Source organism: Pseudomonas sp. HD6422 (genome assembly GCF_025377065.1).
In the GTDB taxonomy this organism is placed as follows: domain Bacteria; phylum Pseudomonadota; class Gammaproteobacteria; order Pseudomonadales; family Pseudomonadaceae; genus Aquipseudomonas; species Aquipseudomonas putida_U.
Genome location: NZ_JAHWIW010000052.1, coordinates 1 through 17,835 on the forward strand (window position 1 = coordinate 1; position 17,835 = coordinate 17,835).

A 17,835-nucleotide genomic window follows, 5' to 3' on the forward strand; every position below is an offset into this window, starting at 1 on the left:
ACCCGGATGGCAGGCGATAATGTGTCCACCATGTCCCCGTACATGTGTCCACCATGTGTCCGGTCCATACACCAAGAAAAAAGTTGCCCGCCGTAAAGGCGGAAGGGGCCAGTAGCGCCGCTACAAAAAATGGATCAGCTCACGATCTAAATGCCAAGCCCCGACAATCCATGAAGAACCAAAATTCAGGCGTGGCCAAGCCCGCTCAAGGGCTCGACTACAGCCGTGGCAACTCGATACACACCTGCAGGCCACCCTCGCCCCCTGACCGGGCCGTGACCGTGCCCTGGTGCAGGGCGACGGCACGTTGGGCGATGGCCAGACCAAGGCCGAAACCATCGCCACCAGAGTCGCCACCCCGATCGAACGGCTCGAAAATGCGCTGCAGCCGCGCCGGATCGACACCGGGACCTTCGTCAGTGATGCACACCTGCAAACGCTCCCCCGCCAGCAACGTCGCCTCTACCCGCACCTGCGTACCGGGAGTGGTGTAGCGCACCGCATTGCGGATGACGTTCTCGAACGCTCGGTACAACAGCTCCTCATGACCATGGGTGAGAAAAGGCGCTTGCGCGGCAAGCACGACCTGGCACTGTTTGATGCCCGCCTCGAACCGCGCATCCTCGACGATCTGCGCCAACAGCTCGACCACGTCCAGCGCCGCACCCACCTCTTCGCCCCGCTGCGCCTGGACGCGGGCCAGGGTCAACAGTTGCTCGATCAGGTCGTCCATGCGCCGCGATTCACGCTCGATGCGTTCGAGCATCTCATGCCGCTCCGGTTGCTGGCGCAGCAGACCGATGGCAGCATGCAAGCGCGCCAACGGCGAACGCAGCTCATGGGAAATGTCGTGCAGCAGGTTCTGTTGTGCCTGCACCAAGGCCTTGAGCTGCCCTGCCATGCGATCGCAATCTTCGGCCAGATCGACGATCTCATCGCGCCGCCGCCCCAAGCGCGGCCGCACCCGGATGTCGAAACGGCCCTGGGCGACCTCGGCCATCGCCGAGCGTAACCAGGCCAGCGGGCGCGTCAGGTACAGGCTGCAGAGCAAAGCGAACAACGCGCTCATCAGCGTACCGGTAACCAAAGGCCCCATGCCGCGGGGACGCGGCGCCTCGTCGATGCCACTAGCCGCCGATGCCCGCAGAATCAACGGGCGACCTCTCACGTCTAGCACCGTTTGCTCGAAGCGCGCATGCGCAACGGCGCGCCCCGCCAGCAATCGCCCCTGCTCGTCGTACAGGCCCACTTGTACTTCCGGCGCCTGGGGCGTCACGTTGAGCAGTTGCCGCCCAGCCTGTTCGCCATAGCGTTGCAACATGTTCAATTCGGTAGCAAGCAGCGAGCTTAGCGCCGGCGTGTCGCCACGCAGCTCATCGAGCATGAACGCGCCAGCGCCGACCAGGAAGGTCAGGCTGTTGGCCAGCCAAAAAGCCAGAAACAGCTTCCAGAACAGGCGCCGGCGGTTCATTCGACGATCAACATGTAGCCCATGCCCCGCACGCTCTGGATCCAGCTGCTGCCGTCGGCGCGCGGGCCGAGCTTCTGGCGGATGCTGCTGACGTGTACATCGATACGCCGGTCGTAACGCGTCAAGGGCCGGCCAAGGGCATTGAGCGACAAGTCCTGCTTACTCACCAACTGCCCGGCGTTGCGCGCCAGGGCCTCCAGCAGGCTGAACTCGGTGCCGGTAAGTTCGAGCCCCGCCGAGCCCCACTGCGCCTGCCGACGGCCGGGCCAGAGGGTCAGATTGCCACTGCTCACCCGCTCGGGCACCAGGCTTTCCAACACCCATTGCGGCTGCACCCGCCGCAGGATCGCCCGCAGCCGCGCCACCAACTCACCCGGTGAGCTGGGCTTGGGTACATAGTCGTCGGCCCCCAGTTCCAGTCCGGCGATCCGATCGATGTTGTCGCCACGCGCGGTGAGCAGCAATACCGGCACCTGACTGCGCGCCCGGATCCGCCGCAACACCTCGATACCCGAGATGTCCGGCAACATTACATCCAGTACCACCAACTGAAAGGCGCCGCTGAGGGCCTTTAGCTCGCCTTCCTCGCCAGTGCCCACGGCGGTGGCCGCAAAGCCCTCGCGGGCCAGGTAAAGGGCGAGCATCTCAGTGAGTTCACGGTCGTCGTCGACCAACAGCACGGGGGTCATGGTGGGTTCGTTGTCAGTTATTCGGAGGATCAATGATCGCCCTGGGGAGCCGGGGCTGTCACCGCCGAGCGCCGCAACTTTACACATCTTTACCCAGGGTTAACGGCGCCGTACACAGCCCGCCCTTATTCTCATCGCCCGCTTGCTGGCAGCCGCCGTGCGCCTTCGGTGACGCCGTCACCTCCTCTACCCGCTCGTCTGGAATCCCCCATGAACTACCCGCGACTGTTGCTCTCCATCCTGCTGCTAAAAGCCTCCCTGGCCCAGGCCGAGCCGTTCAGGATCGCTGACATCCGCGTGAATGGCCTGCAGCGGGTGTCCGCCGGCAGCGTCTTTGGCGCCTTGCCCCTGAACGTGGGTGATCAGGCCGACGACAAGCGCCTGGTGGAGTCGACCCGTTCGCTGTTCAAGACCGGCTTCTTTCAGGACATCCAGCTGGACCGTGACGGCAACGTCCTGATCATCAACGTGGTCGAGCGCCCCTCGGTGTCCGGTATCGAGATCGAAGGCAACAAGGCGATCAGCACCGAAGACCTGATGAAGGGCTTGAAACAGTCGGGGCTGGCGGAAGGCGAAATCTTCCAGCGCGCCACCCTGGAAGGCGTGCGTAATGAGTTGCAGCGCCAGTACGTGGCCCAGGGCCGCTACTCCGCCGAGGTCGATGCTCAGGTGGTGCCGCAACCGCGCAACCGCGTGGCGCTTAAGATCAAGATCAACGAAGGCACCGTCGCCGCGATTCAGCACATCAACATCGTCGGTAACGACGTGTTCGACGACGACACGCTGAAACGACTGTTCGAACTGCACACGACCAATTGGCTGTCGTTCTTCAAGAACGACGACAAGTACGCCCGGGAAAAACTCTCCGGCGACCTGGAACGCTTGCGCTCCTATTACCTGGACCGTGGCTATATCAACATGGACATCGCCTCTACCCAGGTCTCGATCAGCCCGGACAAGAAGCATGTGTTCATCACGGTCAACATCAACGAAGGCGAAAAATACAGCGTCCGCGACGTTAAGCTTTCCGGTGATCTCAAGGTACCGGAGGATCAGGTCCGCGCGCTGCTGCTGGTGCAGCCGGGCCAGGTGTTCTCGCGCAAGGTGATGACCAATACCTCCGACCTGATCACCCGTCGCCTGGGCAACGAAGGCTATACCTTCGCCAACGTCAACGGCGTGCCTCAGGCCAACGACGAAGATCACACCGTCGACATCACCTTCGTCGTCGACCCGGGCAAACGCGCTTACGTCAACCGCATCAACTACCGCGGCAACACCAAGACCGAAGACCAAGTGCTACGACGTGAGATGCGTCAGATGGAAGGCGGCTGGGCTTCGACCTACCTGATCGACCAGTCCAAGACCCGTCTCGAGCGTCTGGGCTTCTTCAAGACCGTGAACGTCGAAACACCCCAGGTGGCCGGCACCGACGATCAGGTCGACGTCAACTACAGCGTCGAGGAACAGGCGTCCGGCTCGATCACCGCCAGCGTCGGCTTCGCCCAGAGCGCCGGTTTGATCCTCGGTGGCTCGATCAGCCAGAACAACTTCCTCGGCACCGGCAACAAGGTGTCCATCGGACTGACCCGCTCCGAGTACCAGACCAAGTACAACTTCGGTTTCACCGACCCCTACTTCACCGCAGACGGCGTGAGCCTGGGTTACAACCTGTTCTACAGCAGCACCGACTACAGCGACTACTACGACGATGGGGTGTCCTACTACGCCATCAACAGCTATGGCGTCGGCGTCAGTTTCGGCTACCCGATCAACGAAACGTCGCGCCTGAGCTACGGCCTGACCCTGCAACACGATGATATCTCGCCGGGTACCTACAGCGCCGACGAGATCTATGACTTCATCGAGCGCGAAGGCAAGAGCTTCAACAACCTCAAAGCGTCGATCGGTTGGTCCGAGTCCACGCTTAACAAGGGCGTGCTGGCGACCCGCGGTCACTCGCAAAGCCTGACCCTGATGGCTACCACGCCCGGCAGTGACCTGTCGTTCTACAAGATCGACTACAACGGCCAGACCTTCCTGCCGGTCAGCAACAGCAGCAGCGTGCGCTTGCACACCAGCCTCGGGTACGGCAACGGCTATGGCTCGACCGATGGTCTGCCGTTCTACGAAAGCTACACCGCAGGTGGCCAAGGCTCGGTACGTGGATTCAAGGACGGCACCCTGGGGCCACGCAGCACGCCAGCCACCGGAACCTATTCCAGCGCCGGCCAGGCGTATTACTCCGATCGCGACACCGACGTGCTGGGTGGCAACATCCTCATCACCGGCGGTGCGGAATACATCTTCCCGATGCCGTTCATCAAGGACCAGAACCAACTGCGCAGCTCGGTGTTCGTCGATGCGGGCAACGTGTATGCCGATACCTGCTACCTGTCGACCACCCAGGGCTGCGGCACGGTCAGCCTCGACCAACTGGCGGTGTCGCTGGGCGTTGGCGTGACCTGGTACAGCCCGATGGGGCCGCTGAGCTTCAGCCTGGCGATGCCGGTCGAGAAGCCGGATAACGCCGAGACACAGGTGTTCCAGTTCTCTCTGGGCCAGACCTTCTGAGTGACGCGCGGGTATTACCTGTTTTTACCCGCGCTTAACTCTCCTTGACCCTAGGCTGGCCTACTCTTTCAGCCATATGCAAATGCCACAGCAGAGACCCACCATGCCCCCATTCGCCCCCAACGTTCTCGCCTGCGCGGTGCACGACGAGTTACCTGTCTCGTTGCTCGACCTGGTCCAGCAACGCCTGGCGAGCCTGCTCGGCGCCGGCTACACCGTGGTCCTGGCTGGCAGTGGTGACGGTCTCGGCGCCAACCAGTACCACCTTGCCATCCAGCACGGTCGCAGTGGGCTGTCGCTGGAGGACAACGGCCCCGTAGGTCCGGACATGGTCGAACATCTTTTGGCGCTGGGCTGGCGGACCAAGGCCATGCTCGAATCGGATACTTTCAAGCGCATGGGCGGCGACGATCCTAAGCGTCTGGTGGCCTGGATCAGCGACCTGGACTGCCCCGAGACACTGAAGGCCACCGCACGTCAGCTGCAGGCTCAGCAGGACTGAGACTCTGCTGCTCTCTACCCTTTGCTGTGCTCCGGTGAACTGGGGCCCGTACCGCGCTTGATACCGCGTGGCCCGGCAATGCCCCAGATGATCAGACCGACCACCGGCAAAATCACCAGTAGCAAGGCCCACATGATCTTGGTGACATCGGACTTGTCGCTGCGGAACACGCTGACGATCGCCCACAGGTCGACCAGCAGAATGATCGCCACCAAGGCGATCCAGAAATACGTCACAGGGTCAGTCATGATCGCTCTCCTGATTTGAACGAAATGGACGGTCTACTCGGTCGGCGATTCGGTATCGATGTAATCGGGCACGCTCGCCAAAGCAAAGGTGCGGCGCTGCTCACGTTGGGCCAGGCGTCGCGGCGGTAGTGGTTCCAGGCGTTGCGACTGGCCGGTTTCGAGGGCGCGCGCAATGGCCAGGATCACCCGTACGTCGCGCCACCCCTCCTCGCCGTCAGGCTCAGGGGTCTGATCGTTGAGAATGCAATCCGAGAAGTAGGCCGTTTCACCGGCGAACTGATCCACCACCGGATTCACATGTACCCGGGTTTCTCCATCCAAGGTGGCGCGATAGCTGATCGAAACCCCCTCGCCATAGCCAAAGCACGGCGACGCCTCGATTTCGCCCTCGGTCCCGAGCAGTTGGAACCGTTCGGAGTCCGGCAGGCTGTAGCTCAGGGTGAACTGCGCCAGGCGCTCTTGGGCAAAACGCAGGCTCACTGTCACCGTGTCCCAGGTATTCATCTGGCTGCCTGGACTGCGTACGCCTATGGCCGACACCTCGATGGGTTCGGCATTGAACAGTTGGCGCACCATGTTCAGCGGGTACGGTCCCATGTCCATCACCGGGCCGCTGGCGAAGCCGTTCTGGGTTCGGTGGTTGTTGGTCTTGACGGTCTGGGTGAAGGTCGAAGTGAACAGTCGTGGATCGCCAAAATTGCCGGCACGGACCCGTTCGATCATGTCCAGCGTCCCGGGCTCGCAGTGCAAGCGGTAGGCAACCATCAGCTTGGCGTCCGAGTGCTTGGCGGCCTCGATGATGGCCAGACAATCGGCCTCGGTACTGGCCATGGGTTTTTCCAGCAGGACGTGTATGCCCGCCTCCAGTGCCGGCACCACGAATTCTCGATGGCGGAAATTGGGCGTGGCGACATACACCGCGTCGATTTCGCCAGAGGCTAGCAACGCGGGGTATTGGTCATAGTCGTAGGCCAACAAGCCGTAGCGGTCCGCCAGCAGCCGGGCCTTTTTCGGGTCCCCGGTCACCAGCGCGGTCATCACCGAGTTGTCAGTCTGGCCGACACCGGGCATGAACGCCCCTTGGGAAATCGAACCGCCTCCGACCACTGCATAGCGAACCTTCCCTTGTGCGTTGGGCATTGACGCCTCCTCGTATGCGGACAAATGTGAACCGTTCAGGGCAGTGGGCAAGCGCAGCAGCGCCGCAGTTCCATCTTTCCGTTGGCGATGCGACCCACTGCCGGGCTAGTGCGCAACGCGTCGCCTGCCCCATGCCGTCATCAACGGTCCCGCTGCACCTGCCAGGGGGTCTTGCTCAGGCAATGGCACCTGGGCGATGCGCATCAGCGTACGGGCGTGGGAGCCAGAAGCAGGCCGCTGGATCTCATAGTCTTCCTGGCCGTGCGGATAGGCACCGACCACCACGAAATCAGCACTGTGCTCGACGCAGCGATGACCGGTACCGGCTGGCAGCACCAGCACGTCGCCGGCACGAATGGTCAGGGTCTGACCCGACTGGCCGCCCAGGGTGACCCGCGCATGGCCGCTGGCGACTGCAAGTGCCTCGTGGGCGTTGGGGTGGAAGTGGTGATAGTCGAAGATGCCCCCGCGCCAGAGCGCCCGCCAACGATGGTCTGCGCAAAGGGCCTCGAATTCGGCGGCCTTGTCGTCGATTGCACTTAACCGCGAGGGATACAACAGGACCGGCAAGGCGCTGTTCGGGGTGGCGCCGTCATCGCCAAAATGTAGGGTTTGCACGGAATTGCCAGGTGCAGAGGTCATTGGCCGCTCCTTGGTTGCCAAACGTCAGGGATCTATTGCGGTTGGCAAGCTGGCGGCAGGGCAGTTCCATCCTTTCGGTGGATGGCAAAAGCTGCGCCGATGATCGCGAGCAAACCGGCCGCTGATGTCTGAGGCAATCAGGCCAATTGCACGAACAGCGAATAGACTCCCAGAAAGATCCAACACGCCAGAAACACCCACGGCGTGCGCAAGGAAAACAACAACGCTTTACGGTAGCCTTGCTGTGAGGTTTCCGTGTCGCTGAACAGCGGCGACTCGTCGTAGGCCATGCCCATCATCGGCTCGCTGCGCAACAGCTGGCTCTGCTTGAACTGCCAATGCTCGATGATCTTGTACGCGGCATGAATGCCCGGCCAGGCATTCAACGAGCTGAAAGCACCGAGCAGCGCCAGGAACGGCGGCACCACCAAGGTGAAAGCCTTGCCCCAGTCTGGATTGAGGTTGGCCATGGAAGAGCAGAAAGCAATCACCAGGAACGCCTGAGCGGCCAGATAGGCATCGGTACGGTTGGCGAGAATGCTGGTTTCGTAATGGATCTCGCGCCGGTAGAAATCCAGACGGTCCTTGGGCGAACCGAACACCCTGGCGTTACCTTCGGTCAGTTCGGTGATTTCATGCTCAGGGGTGGCAGGTGTAATGATACGTGGCACGGTACGCATTCCTCGGCGATCGTTGGGCGATGGCAGGGACTGGACTCCATGGACTGCGCCCCCTGCCCCTGCCGATTTATAACGATTCGGTGAATTTTTTCGGATCCACCGGCAACGGCACGAATTCAGGCCCTTGCCCGGATCGATGCCAGCGTACGTTCGACAAACCGTAGCGCTCAGCCATAGGACGACTGACTTTCTTGACCTTGTGCTGGCCGAAACGTGGAATGATGCCGACACCGGCATCACAACTGGCCCAATGCCAGGCTTCGGCATTGTCCATGCGCTCGGCGCGCAGAATGAACGTGCGGTACTCTCCGTGAAGCGCGTATTCAATTACGTACAGGTTGGTTCCAGCCATCAGTGACTCCTCAGTCAGCACTCGCCTAATGGAGCCGAGACCGGAGGAAATAATTCAATCGGATTGTTTTGCGACGCTTCAAACGGATCGAACTTGCAGATACTTACCAGTGAGCGCCTATGCTAGCTGCTGACCACTGCCTGGGAGCCTTGAATGCACGATCCTGAAAACGCCTTGCTGCAAAGCTGGCGGCACAATGCCCAGTCCTGGATCGCCGCCGTTCGCAGCGGTGCCATAGAAAGCCGCCGGCAGGTTACCGATCAGGCCATCCTGCTGGCGATCCTCGGTCGCCAGCCCGAGCGGGTGCTCGACCTCGGCTGTGGCGAGGGCTGGCTGCTGCGCGCATTGGCAGAGCGCGGCATCGATGCCACGGGCGTGGATGGCGACGCGTCCCTGGTTGCCGCTGCCCAGGCTGCGGGTTCGCCCCACGTCCATCGGGCCAGCTATGCGCAATTGGCCAGCGGCGAGGTGGATATCGGCAGGAACTACGACCTGATCTGCGCCAACTTCGCCTTGCTGCACCAGGACATCATCCCGTTACTGGCCGCATTGAGAACGCTGCTGTCGCCCGGCGGGGCGCTGGTGATCCAGACCTTGCACCCTTGGAGCACGGCAAACGGGGACTATCAAGACGGCTGGAGGGAGGAGTCGTTTACCGGTTTCAATGGCGACTGGCAGCCGATGCCGTGGTACTTCCGAACCCTTGGGAGCTGGTTGAATGCACTGGAGATGGGGGGATTTGGCCTGCTCAGCCTGCAAGAGCCGCAGCACCCGCAGAGCGTGGTACCGCAGTCCTTGCTGTTGATAGCCGGATGAGTTTCAACGCCGGGCGATTGTTTTTTCTACCGGCGGAGTCAACTGCAACACCCGGTCGCGACCACCCTCGGCCAGCAAGTAGCCACCTTTGCCATCGGGCGCGATGGCCTGTGGCGCCTTGAGGAACGACAGCACCGTGTGCTGGCTGCCATCAGCGTCCACGCGCAGCAGCCGGGAACGGTGGGTGTTGTCCTCGCTGATCCACAGACCGCGCTGGTCGCAGAGCAGGAAGGTGGGGTTGCGCAGGCCTTTGACCACCACTGGGTCCCGGCCATCGTCGGACAGTGCGCGGACGATACCAGCGGCCTTTTCGGTGTACAGCAGCCGCCCATCGCTGCAGCGGGTCAGGCCTTCGGTTTCCCGCAGCCCCGAGCGCAGCACGTCGAGCTGGCCACTCTGCCAGTCGTAACGCAGCAGACGGCCATTGCCCTTGCGGTCTTCGATGGCGAACAGGTGATCAGCATCGCTCCACAACCCCTGCACACTCTCGCCATCGAACAGGCGAGTCACCTGGCCGTCACGCGACAGACTCACCGGCGCCCGCCCGCCTTCCTGGCTGAACACCCATCCTCCCTGTACCGCGACCATGCCATCGGGTTTAGAGAGATTGCTCACCAGCACCACACGATCACCGTGCTGGGTGATCTTGAGGATACTGCCGCGACCATCGTCCAGCTCACGGCTGACGATCAGGCTGCCGTCGGCCTGGGGCAGCAAGGACGCCGCCTTCTCCACATTGCTGTGCAGCACATCGACCGTCCAGCCATCGGCGGCCTGAACGGGATAGAAGGTCTGCCAGGCGAAAAAGCTCAGGGTAGCGGCAAGCAGGCCAGCGGTGGTGATCACGCCGAGACGAAAGCCGCGGCTGCGCAGGATGGGCATGTAGAGGCTCCTTGATTGGCGCAAGGATCCTAGCAAGCGGATGTGAAAAATATGTAAAGGAAGACCGCAGTACCCGGGGGTTTTCGCTACAAGCCAACCTCCTCAGGGCCATTCGAGACATAGCAGTCAGGGCATTCAGTAATCAAATACAGGGTATTCCAACATTTAATTTGTGGATGCCATGCACAGGCTCTTATTCTGTCTGCACATCCCCTGCACGCACCGGCCGGTGTGGTCCAAGGCACGGGGAGAGAACAACAAGTCGAGATCGTCCATGTCGAATCATTCGTACTTCGCCCCCCACGGTGGGCACCCGGCTCAAACCGAGCTGCTGACTGACCGTGCCATGTTTACCGAAGCCTATGCCGTCATCCCCAAAGGCGTGATGCGTGACATCGTCACCAGCCATCTGCCGTTCTGGGACAAGATGCGCATGTGGGTCATCGCCCGCCCGCTGACCGGTTTCGCCGAGACGTTCTCCCAATATATCGTCGAAGTCGCTCCGGAAGGCGGCAGCGAGCGCCCTGAACTGGACCCGAATGCCGAAGCCGTTGTGTTCATCGTCGAAGGCGAACTGGACATCACCGTCGAAGGCAAGCACCACACCCTGGTACCGGGCGGCTATGCCTTCTTGGCGCCAGGCGCCGAGTGGAGCCTGCGTAACAACAGCAAGTCCAACGTCACCTTCCACTGGCTGCGCAAGCACTACCAGAAAGTCGAAGGGCTGGACGTGCCGGAGTCCTTCGTCACCCACCGCGACAACGCCACCGTCATCGAGATGCCGGGTACCGAAGGCCGCTGGGTCACCACCCGTTTCGTCGACATGGCCGACATGCGCCATGACATGCACGTCAACATCGTGACCTTCCAGCCTGGCGGCGTGATTCCATTCGCCGAAACCCATGTAATGGAACATGGCCTGTACGTGCTCGAAGGCAAGGCGGTGTATCGTCTGAACCAGGACTGGGTGGAAGTAGAGGCCGGCGACTTCATGTGGCTGCGTGCCTTCTGCCCGCAGGCTTGCTATGCCGGCGGCCCGGGCAAGTTCAGCTACCTGCTGTACAAGGACGTCAACCGTCACGTGCACTTGACGCTCAACCCGCAGCGCTGATGGCTTCTGTCGCTTGAATGCATGGACTGGAAAGGTGGAGCGTTGTCGGCCGCGAATAGCGAGTCAGGGCCTGCCCCTCCTTTCCAGCGCTCTTCACCCGAGCGGGCTATGCCGCTGGTGACCGCTCAAACCATTCAAGGTCAGTCGAAATCCCATTCCGGCTGACAATGACCTGCCGATGTTGGGTAGGTACCTTCTGGACAAGGTAATGGTGGTCGCGTCTGCGCGTGTACGACTTGAACCAGGGCGGTCATCGCCACCAGCGTCAGCCATGCGATCGATTTCAAGATGGTATTCCTCCAAGACGTTTAGGTTGTGCGACAGGCCGCCTACTGGCCGGCCTGTTCCGTAGCTGAGTCAGCGTGCGCTGGAGCGGTGACTCATTCCCAATCGGAGTCCGGCACGCAGTAGCCTTGAAGCGTTTCCCACGTACCTTCCGGGCAAGGCGGGAGATGCTGTGCGTGTGCGACTTGAACCAGGGCGGTCATCGCCACCAGCGTTATCCATGCAATAGATTTCATAGGTGCCTTTCTTTGTGAGTTAAGGAGCGCTGCAGCAGTCGTCGTGTTTGCACGGCTACCGCAGACGGAAAAACGATACGCTCCCGCCCTGGCCGAGATATCTAGGCAAATGTTGTGCACTCACTTAGAAACGACGCTGACTCTGGTGGGAATCCACTCATTCGACGATCGGACCTGATCCCCGACGCCCATGGCGCACCGGTCGTTTGCCGCGCATAATCGAAACGCTCAACTAATGCGGCTCTTTCCATGCATCGCTGCCTGTTGCTAGCCCTTGCGCTCCTGTCCCCGCTCGGACAGGCCGACGACTGGAACCTCGCCTATGACCGCGAGGGCATCCGTGTGTACCTCAGCGGCGTGGTCGATTCGCCCTACCAGCAATTTCGTGGCGTCAGCACCATCAAGGCCAGCGTACGCACCCTTGCCGACCTGCAGGAAAACCTGCGAGTGGCCTGCAAATGGCTGTACGCGTGCGACCAGATGCGCTTGGTGGAGGTCGAAGGCGATAGTACCTGGGTGTACCTGACCACCAACTTACCGTGGCCGACCCTCCCCCGGGACATCATCCTCAAGGTCAGCACCGAGCGGTTCGACGACGGCACCTTGGTACGTCATCTGCAGGCCGAACCGGGCAAGCTGCCCGTGGAGCCGGGAATGATCCGCGTGCAGCACCTGAGCGGAAAATGGATCATGAAACCGCTGGGCGAGCGCGAGACCGAGGTGACCTACCAGCTCCAGGCCGACCCGGCCGGTGACGTGCCTGGCTGGCTGGCCAACCGCTTCGTCGTCGATGCCCCGGTGGTGACCTTACGCACCCTGCGCGCCGTGGCCGAGCGGCAACCCTGAAGCGCAGCGAACCGCGCCGTGGGACGGCGACCCTGCCCGAGGGCCGCCAGACCAATCACTGCACCACGCCACAAGCCACCCGGGCACCGCCGCCGCCAAGCTTCTCTGGTTGGTCGCTGTGGTTGTCACCGCCAGCGTGCACCATCAGCGCATGCCCCTTGAAGTCCGCGGCCTTCAAGCGTGGCGCCAACACCGGATAGGTGGCCTTGCCGTCGGCACCTACGTACAGCGCAGGCAGGTCGCCACGATGGCCAGTGTCGTCGTAGGGTCCTTTATGCGCGTTGCTCGAATCGGGGTCCCAGTGACCGCCTGCCCCACCCGCCGGTACGGCCTTGCCGTTTTCCTGGGCAGGGGCGCAGGAAGCTTTCTGATGCAGATGGAAACCGTGCACGCCAGGCGGCAGATCCTTGAGGTCTGGCGTCAGCAGCGTCCCGTAGCGATTCTGCTCGATGCTGACGGTGCCGATCGTCTTGCCGGGACCATCTGGTCCCGCCATCTTCAGCTCCACGGTCTGTGCGGCCTGAGCCACGCCGACGCTGGCCAGCAACGCGGTGAGCAGCAGTGTTTTCATGGGGTCTCTCCCTGGTTTTGGAGTGGGTGGGATGTCCTACCCACGTAACAGGTCGGACCGCACCCACTCCCGGCGATTCCCTACAGCCACAGACTGAAACACTTACCGCGTGCCGGTATCGAATCCAACCACCGCCACCACTACGCCGCAGAGGCAGCACCTGGAGGTGGGCCAGTCAGATTCCGCCGGCAGCCAGCAGTTGTTGCAGCACGTCGGCCAGCGCTTTGACCATGATATCGGCCGTGGGCCGGTGATTGACGACGATTTCGTAACTGTCCACCTCGGGCAGCCCTTGTGCGCCACCGAGCACCCGATGCTCGTGGGTGGCTGCCCGCGGCGGCAACAGGCTGATGCCCATGCCGTTGGCTACAGCGGCCTGGATGCCACTGAGACTCGAGCTGGTGAAGCTGATGCGCCAGCGCCGGCCCATGCTCTCGATGGCGCTGATCATATCGTCGCGATACAGCCCGCGTGGAGGGAACGTCACCAACGGCACAGGATCGAGCTCGAAGGTCGGGCTGCGGGCGCTGTCGATCCATTGCAACCGCTCCGGCCAAGAGGCCACGCCTTCACGGCTGTTGCGCTTTTGTTTGAGCAGCACCAGGTCGAGCTCACCATTGTCGTAGGCTTGGCTGAGATCGCGGCACAGGCCACTGGTGACTTCCAACTTGACCTGCGGGTGCTGACGACTGAAAGCCGACAGGGCATGGGTGGTACGGCCGCCGACGAAGTCCTCGGGCACGCCCAGGCGAACGCTGACGCCGACCATGGCGCCGGCCAGGGCTTCGAGCATCTGGTCGTTGAGCGCGAGCATGTGACGGGCATAGCCGAGCAGGGTCTGCCCGGCATCGGTCGGCAGGACATCGCGCTTGCCGCGGACCAGAAGGCGGTGGCCGACCATGTCCTCCAGGCGGCGCACCTTTTGGCTGATCGTCGACTGGGTGGAGTGCAGTCGCGTGGCGGCGGTGGTGAAGCTACCGCAATCGGCCACGACGACAATGGCACGTAGCAAGTCGAGGTCGAACAAGGTCCTATTCGATTTGACGCTGTTGGACATCTTGGTATTCAGCTTTCAAATGGCGGTCAGCCGTTTTAGCACGGGCTTGTTCTTGCCGATAGCCGAATGTGAACCTAAACCACGTCCTCGTACGGTAACCCCACATAATTCTCGGCAATGTTGGTCAACCCTGCCTGGGACGACAGGAAATACTCCCGATCCGCCTCCTGCATTTTCTGGTCCCAGGCATCCTTGTGCTCACCAAAATCATGCAGCAATTGCGTCATGAACCAGCTGAACCGCTCACCCTTCCAGACTCGGCGCAAAGCCAACGGCGAGTATTGCTCTAGCAGTTCGGTCCGGCCTTCGCGGTAGGCCTTGACCAAGATGCGATACAGGTAATTGACGTCGGAAGCCGCCAGGTTCAACCCCTTGGCCCCGGTGGGTGGAACGATATGCGCCGCATCACCGACCAGGAACAGGTTGCCGTATTGCATCGGCTCGACGACCAGACTGCGCAGTGGAGCGATGCTCTTCTCCAAAGAAGGCCCAGTCACCAACCGAGCCGCGACGTCTTCGGGCAAGCGCGCCTTGAGCTCGTCCCAGAATCGCTCGTCGGACCAGGCCTCGACGCGGTCATCCAGAGGCACCTGCAGGTAGTAGCGGCTGCGCGTATTGGAACGCTGGCTGCACAACACGAAGCCACGCTCGTGGTGGGCATAGATCAGCTCGTGATTGACCGGCGGCGTATCGGACAAAAGCCCGAGCCAACCGAAGGGATAAACGCGCTCGTATTGCTTGAGCACACCTTCGGGAATGCTCTGGCGCGACACACCATGGAATCCATCGCAGCCTGCAATGTAGTCGCAGTCCAGGCGATAGGTCTCGCCGTCCTTCTCGAACGTGACGTAGGGCTTCTCGCCCTTGAGTTCATGGGGCTGAACATTGCTGGCGGAATAGATGATCGGCGCACCGCTGGCTTCCCGTGCTTGCATCAGGTCGCGGGTGACTTCGGTCTGTCCGTAGACCATGACCGTCTTGCCGCCGGTCAGACCTTTGAGGTCCAGGCGCTGGCGACGCCCCGCCACCAACAGCTCGACCCCTTCATGCACCAGGCCTTCCTGGTCCATACGCTGCGAAACGCCAGCTTCGCGCAGCAGGTCTACGGTGCCCTGCTCCAGCACACCGGCGCGGATGCGGCCAAGCACGTATTCGGCAGTCTGACGCTCCAGGATGACGGTTTCGATGCCAGCCTTGTGCAGCAGCTGGCCAAGCAGCAGGCCCGACGGACCCGCTCCGATAATTGCAACCTGAGTTCTCATTGTTGTTGTCTCTTTGTGGCGATGCCGCCCCACCTCTGGCAGTGGCGCACATCTGCTGTTAGGGTTTGCCCTTGCATTTTTACTGGCAAACATGGCCAATAAACTGTGCTATCCGATGCAAAACCTGCACTTTTACAAAAAGCGTTCGATTAACGGACAGGCAGAAAAACATGAAATCAAGCCTACCTGGTGTACCCCTGTTTCAGCTGTACGGTGAGAATCAGGCCTGGCCGAGCACCGATCTGCTGCATTGCGAGTCGATCCCGGCGCGTAGCCGCCTGCACCATTGGGAAATCAAGCCGCACCAGCATCCCGACCTTTATCAGTTGCTGTACGTCCAGCGCGGCGAGGCCCAGGTGCAGATCGAAGGGGTGAACACCACCCTGCACGAGGCTGCCATCCAGGTGGTACCGCCTTTGGCGGTGCACGGTTTTCGTTTCAGCGCCGATATCCAAGGCTACGTCCTCACCTTTGGCCCGGCGCTGGTGGCCGACCTGGAGCAGCGCCTTGACGCGCCGCTGCATGTGCTGATGGCGCCCGCCTGCTATGCCCTTGGCAAGGACCGACGGTCGCTGCGAGGCCTGATCGAAACCTTGGAACGGGAGTATCAAGGCAGCGCTCCGGCACGGGCGGTCATGCTCGAGGCCTTGGTAACGGCACTGATGGTTTGGCTCAGCCGCCGCCAGCAGCTAGGCCAGGCCCCTCGCAATCGCGACGAACGCGACCGCCAACTGTTGGGTCAGTACCTGCGCCTGGTCGAGGCGCACTACCGCGAACACCTGAGCGTGGAGGCGTTTGCCGCGCGCCTGAACATCACCAGTCTGCAACTCAACCAGCTGTGCCGCGCACTGAGCGGACAAACCGCGCTGCAGGTGATCCATCAGCGCCTGCTCCTGGAAGCGCGGCGCAACCTGACCTACACCCAGATGAGCATCGGCCAGCTGTCCGACAACCTTGGCTTTAGCGACCCTACGTACTTCGCCCGGTTCTTCAAGCGCTTGAGCGGCCAGACCCCCAACCACTATCGCCGCGCGCAGCAGCCGGATTGACTCACATCCCGGGATGCAGGGTGCCTGAGGCTTCCGCTTGACGTTTACGTAAACCTGCCTTCAGGATAGCTGCATGTCTTCCGTCGAGCGCCACGCATGAGCAGCCAGACCTACAGTATTTCCGACCTGTCCCGCGAGCTGGACATCACCACTCGGGCCATCCGCTTCTATGAAGAGCAAGGCTTGCTCAGCCCTGAGCGGCGTGGGCTTGAGCGCGTCTACTCGGCACGGGACAAAGTGAGCCTGAAGCTGATCCTGCGGGGCAAGCGAATCGGTTTCTCGCTGGCCGAGTGCCGCGAGTTGATCGAGCTTTACGATCCCAGTAGCGGCAACCTCAAACAGCTCAACAGCATGTTGGCGAAGATCGCCGAACGCCGCAGCCAGCTCGAACAGCAGATGCTCGACATCCACCAGATGCAACTCGAGCTCGACACCGCCCAGGAGCGCTGCGAACAAGCCCTGGCCGCCACTCTGAACAACAACCAGAAAGCCTGACCTGTCACTGGAGCCCTTGCCATGTCGTTGCCGAACAAAGTCCGCCTGGTCGAAGTAGGGCCACGCGATGGCCTGCAGAACGAAGCCCAACCTATCAGCGTCGCCGACAAGGTGCGTCTGGTCGACGACCTGAGCGCAGCGGGCTTGGGCTATATAGAAGTCGGCAGCTTCGTCTCGCCCAAGTGGGTCCCGCAGATGGCCGGGTCCGCCGAGGTCTTCGCTTCGATCGATCAGCGTCCCGGCGTCACCTACGCGGCTTTAGCGCCAAACCTGCGAGGTTTCGAAGATGCCCTGGCGGCCGGCGTGAAAGAAGTGGCGGTGTTCGCCGCTGCGTCGGAGGCCTTCTCACAACGCAACATCAATTGCTCGATCAGCGACAGTCTCAAGCGCTTCGAGCCAATCATGGAAGCCGCCGGCAGCCATGGCGTGCGGGTGCGTGGCTACGTGTCCTGTGTACTGGGCTGCCCGTACGAAGGCAAGGTTAGCGCCGAGCAGGTGGCACCGGTGGCGCGGGCCCTGCATGACATGGGTTGCTATGAGGTTTCCTTGGGCGACACCATCGGCACAGGAACCGCCGGCGATACCCGCCGCCTGTTCGAAGTGGTATCTGCACAGATACCACGAGAGCAACTGGCCGGGCATTTCCACGACACCTATGGCCAGGCCCTGGCCAACGTCTATGCCAGCCTGCTCGAAGGCATCGCCGTGTTCGACAGTTCGGTGGCGGGGCTCGGTGGCTGCCCCTACGCCAAAGGCGCCACCGGCAACATCGCCAGCGAGGATGTGGTGTATCTGCTGCATGGACTGGGCATCCACACGGGCATCGACCTGGACAGGCTGATCGCTGCAGGGCAGCGGATCAGTGATGTGCTGGGCCGCACCAATGGTTCACGCGTGGCGAGGGCGCGCAGCGCACACTGATTCGTG

Annotated in this window: 19 protein-coding genes; 8 read left to right on the forward strand and 11 right to left on the reverse strand. The window is 61.8% G+C overall.

Features of this window, described 5'->3' with window-relative positions; genetic code table 11:
- Positions 1–217: 217 nt before the first annotated feature.
- Complete coding sequence (locus KY379_RS25400; RefSeq protein WP_261240392.1) at positions 218–1,471, reverse strand: ATP-binding protein; 1,254 nt, start codon at positions 1,469–1,471, stop codon at positions 218–220.
- A complete protein-coding gene (locus tag KY379_RS25405; protein ID WP_261240391.1) occupies positions 1,468–2,160 on the reverse strand; it encodes a response regulator transcription factor in 693 nt (230 codons plus the stop codon). Before KY379_RS25405 ends, KY379_RS25400 begins: the two co-directional genes overlap by 4 nt.
- A gap of 210 nt (positions 2,161–2,370) precedes the next feature.
- On the opposite strand from KY379_RS25405, the gene bamA reads away from it, so the two are divergent.
- Both bamA and KY379_RS25415 read left to right on the forward strand, forming a co-directional pair.
- Entirely contained in the window at positions 2,371–4,734 is a 2,364-nt protein-coding gene (bamA, locus tag KY379_RS25410) for an outer membrane protein assembly factor BamA (protein WP_261240389.1), read from the forward strand.
- A gap of 103 nt (positions 4,735–4,837) precedes the next feature.
- Positions 4,838–5,236, forward strand: a complete 399-nt coding sequence (locus KY379_RS25415; protein WP_133324326.1) for a hypothetical protein — start codon at positions 4,838–4,840, stop codon at positions 5,234–5,236.
- 14 nt (positions 5,237–5,250) lie between these two features.
- Here the strand turns inward: KY379_RS25415 and KY379_RS25420 are convergent, their stop codons facing one another.
- From KY379_RS25420 to KY379_RS25440, 5 genes are all read right to left on the reverse strand, one after another.
- On the reverse strand, positions 5,251–5,484 hold the full coding sequence (locus tag KY379_RS25420; RefSeq protein ID WP_196173619.1) for a PLD nuclease N-terminal domain-containing protein: 234 nt from the start codon (positions 5,482–5,484) through the stop codon (positions 5,251–5,253).
- A gap of 33 nt (positions 5,485–5,517) precedes the next feature.
- The gene (locus KY379_RS25425) at positions 5,518–6,624 is read right to left on the reverse strand and encodes a Gfo/Idh/MocA family protein (protein ID WP_133324330.1); all 1,107 of its coding nucleotides are present in this window, start codon (positions 6,622–6,624) and stop codon (positions 5,518–5,520) included.
- Between the two features lie 105 nt (positions 6,625–6,729).
- Positions 6,730–7,266, reverse strand: a complete 537-nt coding sequence (locus tag KY379_RS25430) for a cupin domain-containing protein (protein WP_261240388.1) — start codon at positions 7,264–7,266, stop codon at positions 6,730–6,732.
- Positions 7,267–7,403: 137 nt separating this feature from the next.
- Positions 7,404–7,937, reverse strand: coding sequence for a hypothetical protein (locus KY379_RS25435; RefSeq protein WP_261240387.1), 534 nt, complete (start codon positions 7,935–7,937; stop codon positions 7,404–7,406).
- A 76-nt stretch (positions 7,938–8,013) separates the two neighbouring features.
- Positions 8,014–8,298, reverse strand: a complete 285-nt coding sequence (locus tag KY379_RS25440) for a DUF6555 family protein (protein ID WP_133324336.1) — start codon at positions 8,296–8,298, stop codon at positions 8,014–8,016.
- A 153-nt stretch (positions 8,299–8,451) separates the two neighbouring features.
- Between KY379_RS25440 and KY379_RS25445 the strand changes: the two genes are divergently transcribed.
- Positions 8,452–9,114, forward strand: coding sequence for a class I SAM-dependent methyltransferase (locus KY379_RS25445; protein WP_261240386.1), 663 nt, complete (start codon positions 8,452–8,454; stop codon positions 9,112–9,114).
- Positions 9,115–9,117: 3 nt separating this feature from the next.
- On the opposite strand, the gene KY379_RS25450 is transcribed toward KY379_RS25445, so the two are convergent.
- A complete protein-coding gene (locus KY379_RS25450) occupies positions 9,118–9,996 on the reverse strand; it encodes an SMP-30/gluconolactonase/LRE family protein (protein ID WP_261240385.1) in 879 nt (292 codons plus the stop codon).
- Positions 9,997–10,270: 274 nt separating this feature from the next.
- Between KY379_RS25450 and KY379_RS25455 the strand changes: the two genes are divergently transcribed.
- Positions 10,271–11,107 (forward strand): bifunctional allantoicase/(S)-ureidoglycine aminohydrolase, encoded by an 837-nt coding sequence (locus tag KY379_RS25455; protein ID WP_133324342.1) that lies wholly within the window; start codon positions 10,271–10,273, stop codon positions 11,105–11,107.
- A gap of 770 nt (positions 11,108–11,877) precedes the next feature.
- Positions 11,878–12,474 (forward strand): START domain-containing protein, encoded by a 597-nt coding sequence (locus tag KY379_RS25460; protein WP_133324344.1) that lies wholly within the window; start codon positions 11,878–11,880, stop codon positions 12,472–12,474.
- Positions 12,475–12,529: 55 nt separating this feature from the next.
- Here the strand turns inward: KY379_RS25460 and sodC are convergent, their stop codons facing one another.
- From sodC to pobA, 3 genes are all read right to left on the reverse strand, one after another.
- Positions 12,530–13,045 carry a superoxide dismutase [Cu-Zn] SodC gene (gene sodC / locus KY379_RS25465; protein WP_261240384.1) on the reverse strand — a complete coding sequence of 172 codons (516 nt, stop codon included), beginning with the start codon at positions 13,043–13,045 and terminating at the stop codon, positions 12,530–12,532.
- A 175-nt stretch (positions 13,046–13,220) separates the two neighbouring features.
- Positions 13,221–14,102 carry a LysR substrate-binding domain-containing protein gene (locus KY379_RS25470; protein ID WP_133324348.1) on the reverse strand — a complete coding sequence of 294 codons (882 nt, stop codon included), beginning with the start codon at positions 14,100–14,102 and terminating at the stop codon, positions 13,221–13,223.
- Positions 14,103–14,176: 74 nt separating this feature from the next.
- Positions 14,177–15,364, reverse strand: coding sequence for a 4-hydroxybenzoate 3-monooxygenase (gene pobA / locus KY379_RS25475; protein ID WP_261240383.1), 1,188 nt, complete (start codon positions 15,362–15,364; stop codon positions 14,177–14,179).
- Between the two features lie 170 nt (positions 15,365–15,534).
- Between pobA and KY379_RS25480 the strand changes: the two genes are divergently transcribed.
- The 3 genes from KY379_RS25480 to KY379_RS25490 all read left to right on the forward strand — a co-directional run bounded on the left by KY379_RS25480 (position 15,535) and on the right by KY379_RS25490 (position 17,829).
- The gene (locus tag KY379_RS25480; protein WP_261240382.1) at positions 15,535–16,413 is read left to right on the forward strand and encodes a helix-turn-helix domain-containing protein; all 879 of its coding nucleotides are present in this window, start codon (positions 15,535–15,537) and stop codon (positions 16,411–16,413) included.
- Between the two features lie 96 nt (positions 16,414–16,509).
- Entirely contained in the window at positions 16,510–16,908 is a 399-nt protein-coding gene (locus KY379_RS25485; RefSeq protein ID WP_133324354.1) for a MerR family transcriptional regulator, read from the forward strand.
- Positions 16,909–16,929: 21 nt separating this feature from the next.
- Complete coding sequence (locus KY379_RS25490; protein ID WP_133324356.1) at positions 16,930–17,829, forward strand: hydroxymethylglutaryl-CoA lyase; 900 nt, start codon at positions 16,930–16,932, stop codon at positions 17,827–17,829.
- The last annotated feature ends 6 nt before the right edge of the window (positions 17,830–17,835 follow it).

Bases quoted from the DNA above. Each gene is read 5' to 3' on its own strand.
- KY379_RS25400 (WP_261240392.1), bottom strand. From the start codon at position 1,471: ATGAACCGCCGGCGCCTGTTCTGGAAGCTGTTTCTGGCTTTTTGGCTG.
- KY379_RS25405 (WP_261240391.1), bottom strand. From the start codon at position 2,160: ATGACCCCCGTGCTGTTGGTCGACGACGACCGTGAACTCACTGAGATG.
- bamA (WP_261240389.1), top strand. From the start codon at position 2,371: ATGAACTACCCGCGACTGTTGCTCTCCATCCTGCTGCTAAAAGCCTCC.
- KY379_RS25415 (WP_133324326.1), top strand. From the start codon at position 4,838: ATGCCCCCATTCGCCCCCAACGTTCTCGCCTGCGCGGTGCACGACGAG.
- KY379_RS25420 (WP_196173619.1), bottom strand. From the start codon at position 5,484: ATGACTGACCCTGTGACGTATTTCTGGATCGCCTTGGTGGCGATCATT.
- KY379_RS25425 (WP_133324330.1), bottom strand. From the start codon at position 6,624: ATGCCCAACGCACAAGGGAAGGTTCGCTATGCAGTGGTCGGAGGCGGT.
- KY379_RS25430 (WP_261240388.1), bottom strand. From the start codon at position 7,266: ATGACCTCTGCACCTGGCAATTCCGTGCAAACCCTACATTTTGGCGAT.
- KY379_RS25440 (WP_133324336.1), bottom strand. From the start codon at position 8,298: ATGGCTGGAACCAACCTGTACGTAATTGAATACGCGCTTCACGGAGAG.
- KY379_RS25445 (WP_261240386.1), top strand. From the start codon at position 8,452: ATGCACGATCCTGAAAACGCCTTGCTGCAAAGCTGGCGGCACAATGCC.
- KY379_RS25450 (WP_261240385.1), bottom strand. From the start codon at position 9,996: ATGCCCATCCTGCGCAGCCGCGGCTTTCGTCTCGGCGTGATCACCACC.
- KY379_RS25455 (WP_133324342.1), top strand. From the start codon at position 10,271: ATGTCGAATCATTCGTACTTCGCCCCCCACGGTGGGCACCCGGCTCAA.
- KY379_RS25460 (WP_133324344.1), top strand. From the start codon at position 11,878: ATGCATCGCTGCCTGTTGCTAGCCCTTGCGCTCCTGTCCCCGCTCGGA.
- sodC (WP_261240384.1), bottom strand. From the start codon at position 13,045: ATGAAAACACTGCTGCTCACCGCGTTGCTGGCCAGCGTCGGCGTGGCT.
- KY379_RS25470 (WP_133324348.1), bottom strand. From the start codon at position 14,102: ATGTCCAACAGCGTCAAATCGAATAGGACCTTGTTCGACCTCGACTTG.
- pobA (WP_261240383.1), bottom strand. From the start codon at position 15,364: ATGAGAACTCAGGTTGCAATTATCGGAGCGGGTCCGTCGGGCCTGCTG.
- KY379_RS25480 (WP_261240382.1), top strand. From the start codon at position 15,535: ATGAAATCAAGCCTACCTGGTGTACCCCTGTTTCAGCTGTACGGTGAG.
- KY379_RS25485 (WP_133324354.1), top strand. From the start codon at position 16,510: ATGAGCAGCCAGACCTACAGTATTTCCGACCTGTCCCGCGAGCTGGAC.
- KY379_RS25490 (WP_133324356.1), top strand. From the start codon at position 16,930: ATGTCGTTGCCGAACAAAGTCCGCCTGGTCGAAGTAGGGCCACGCGAT.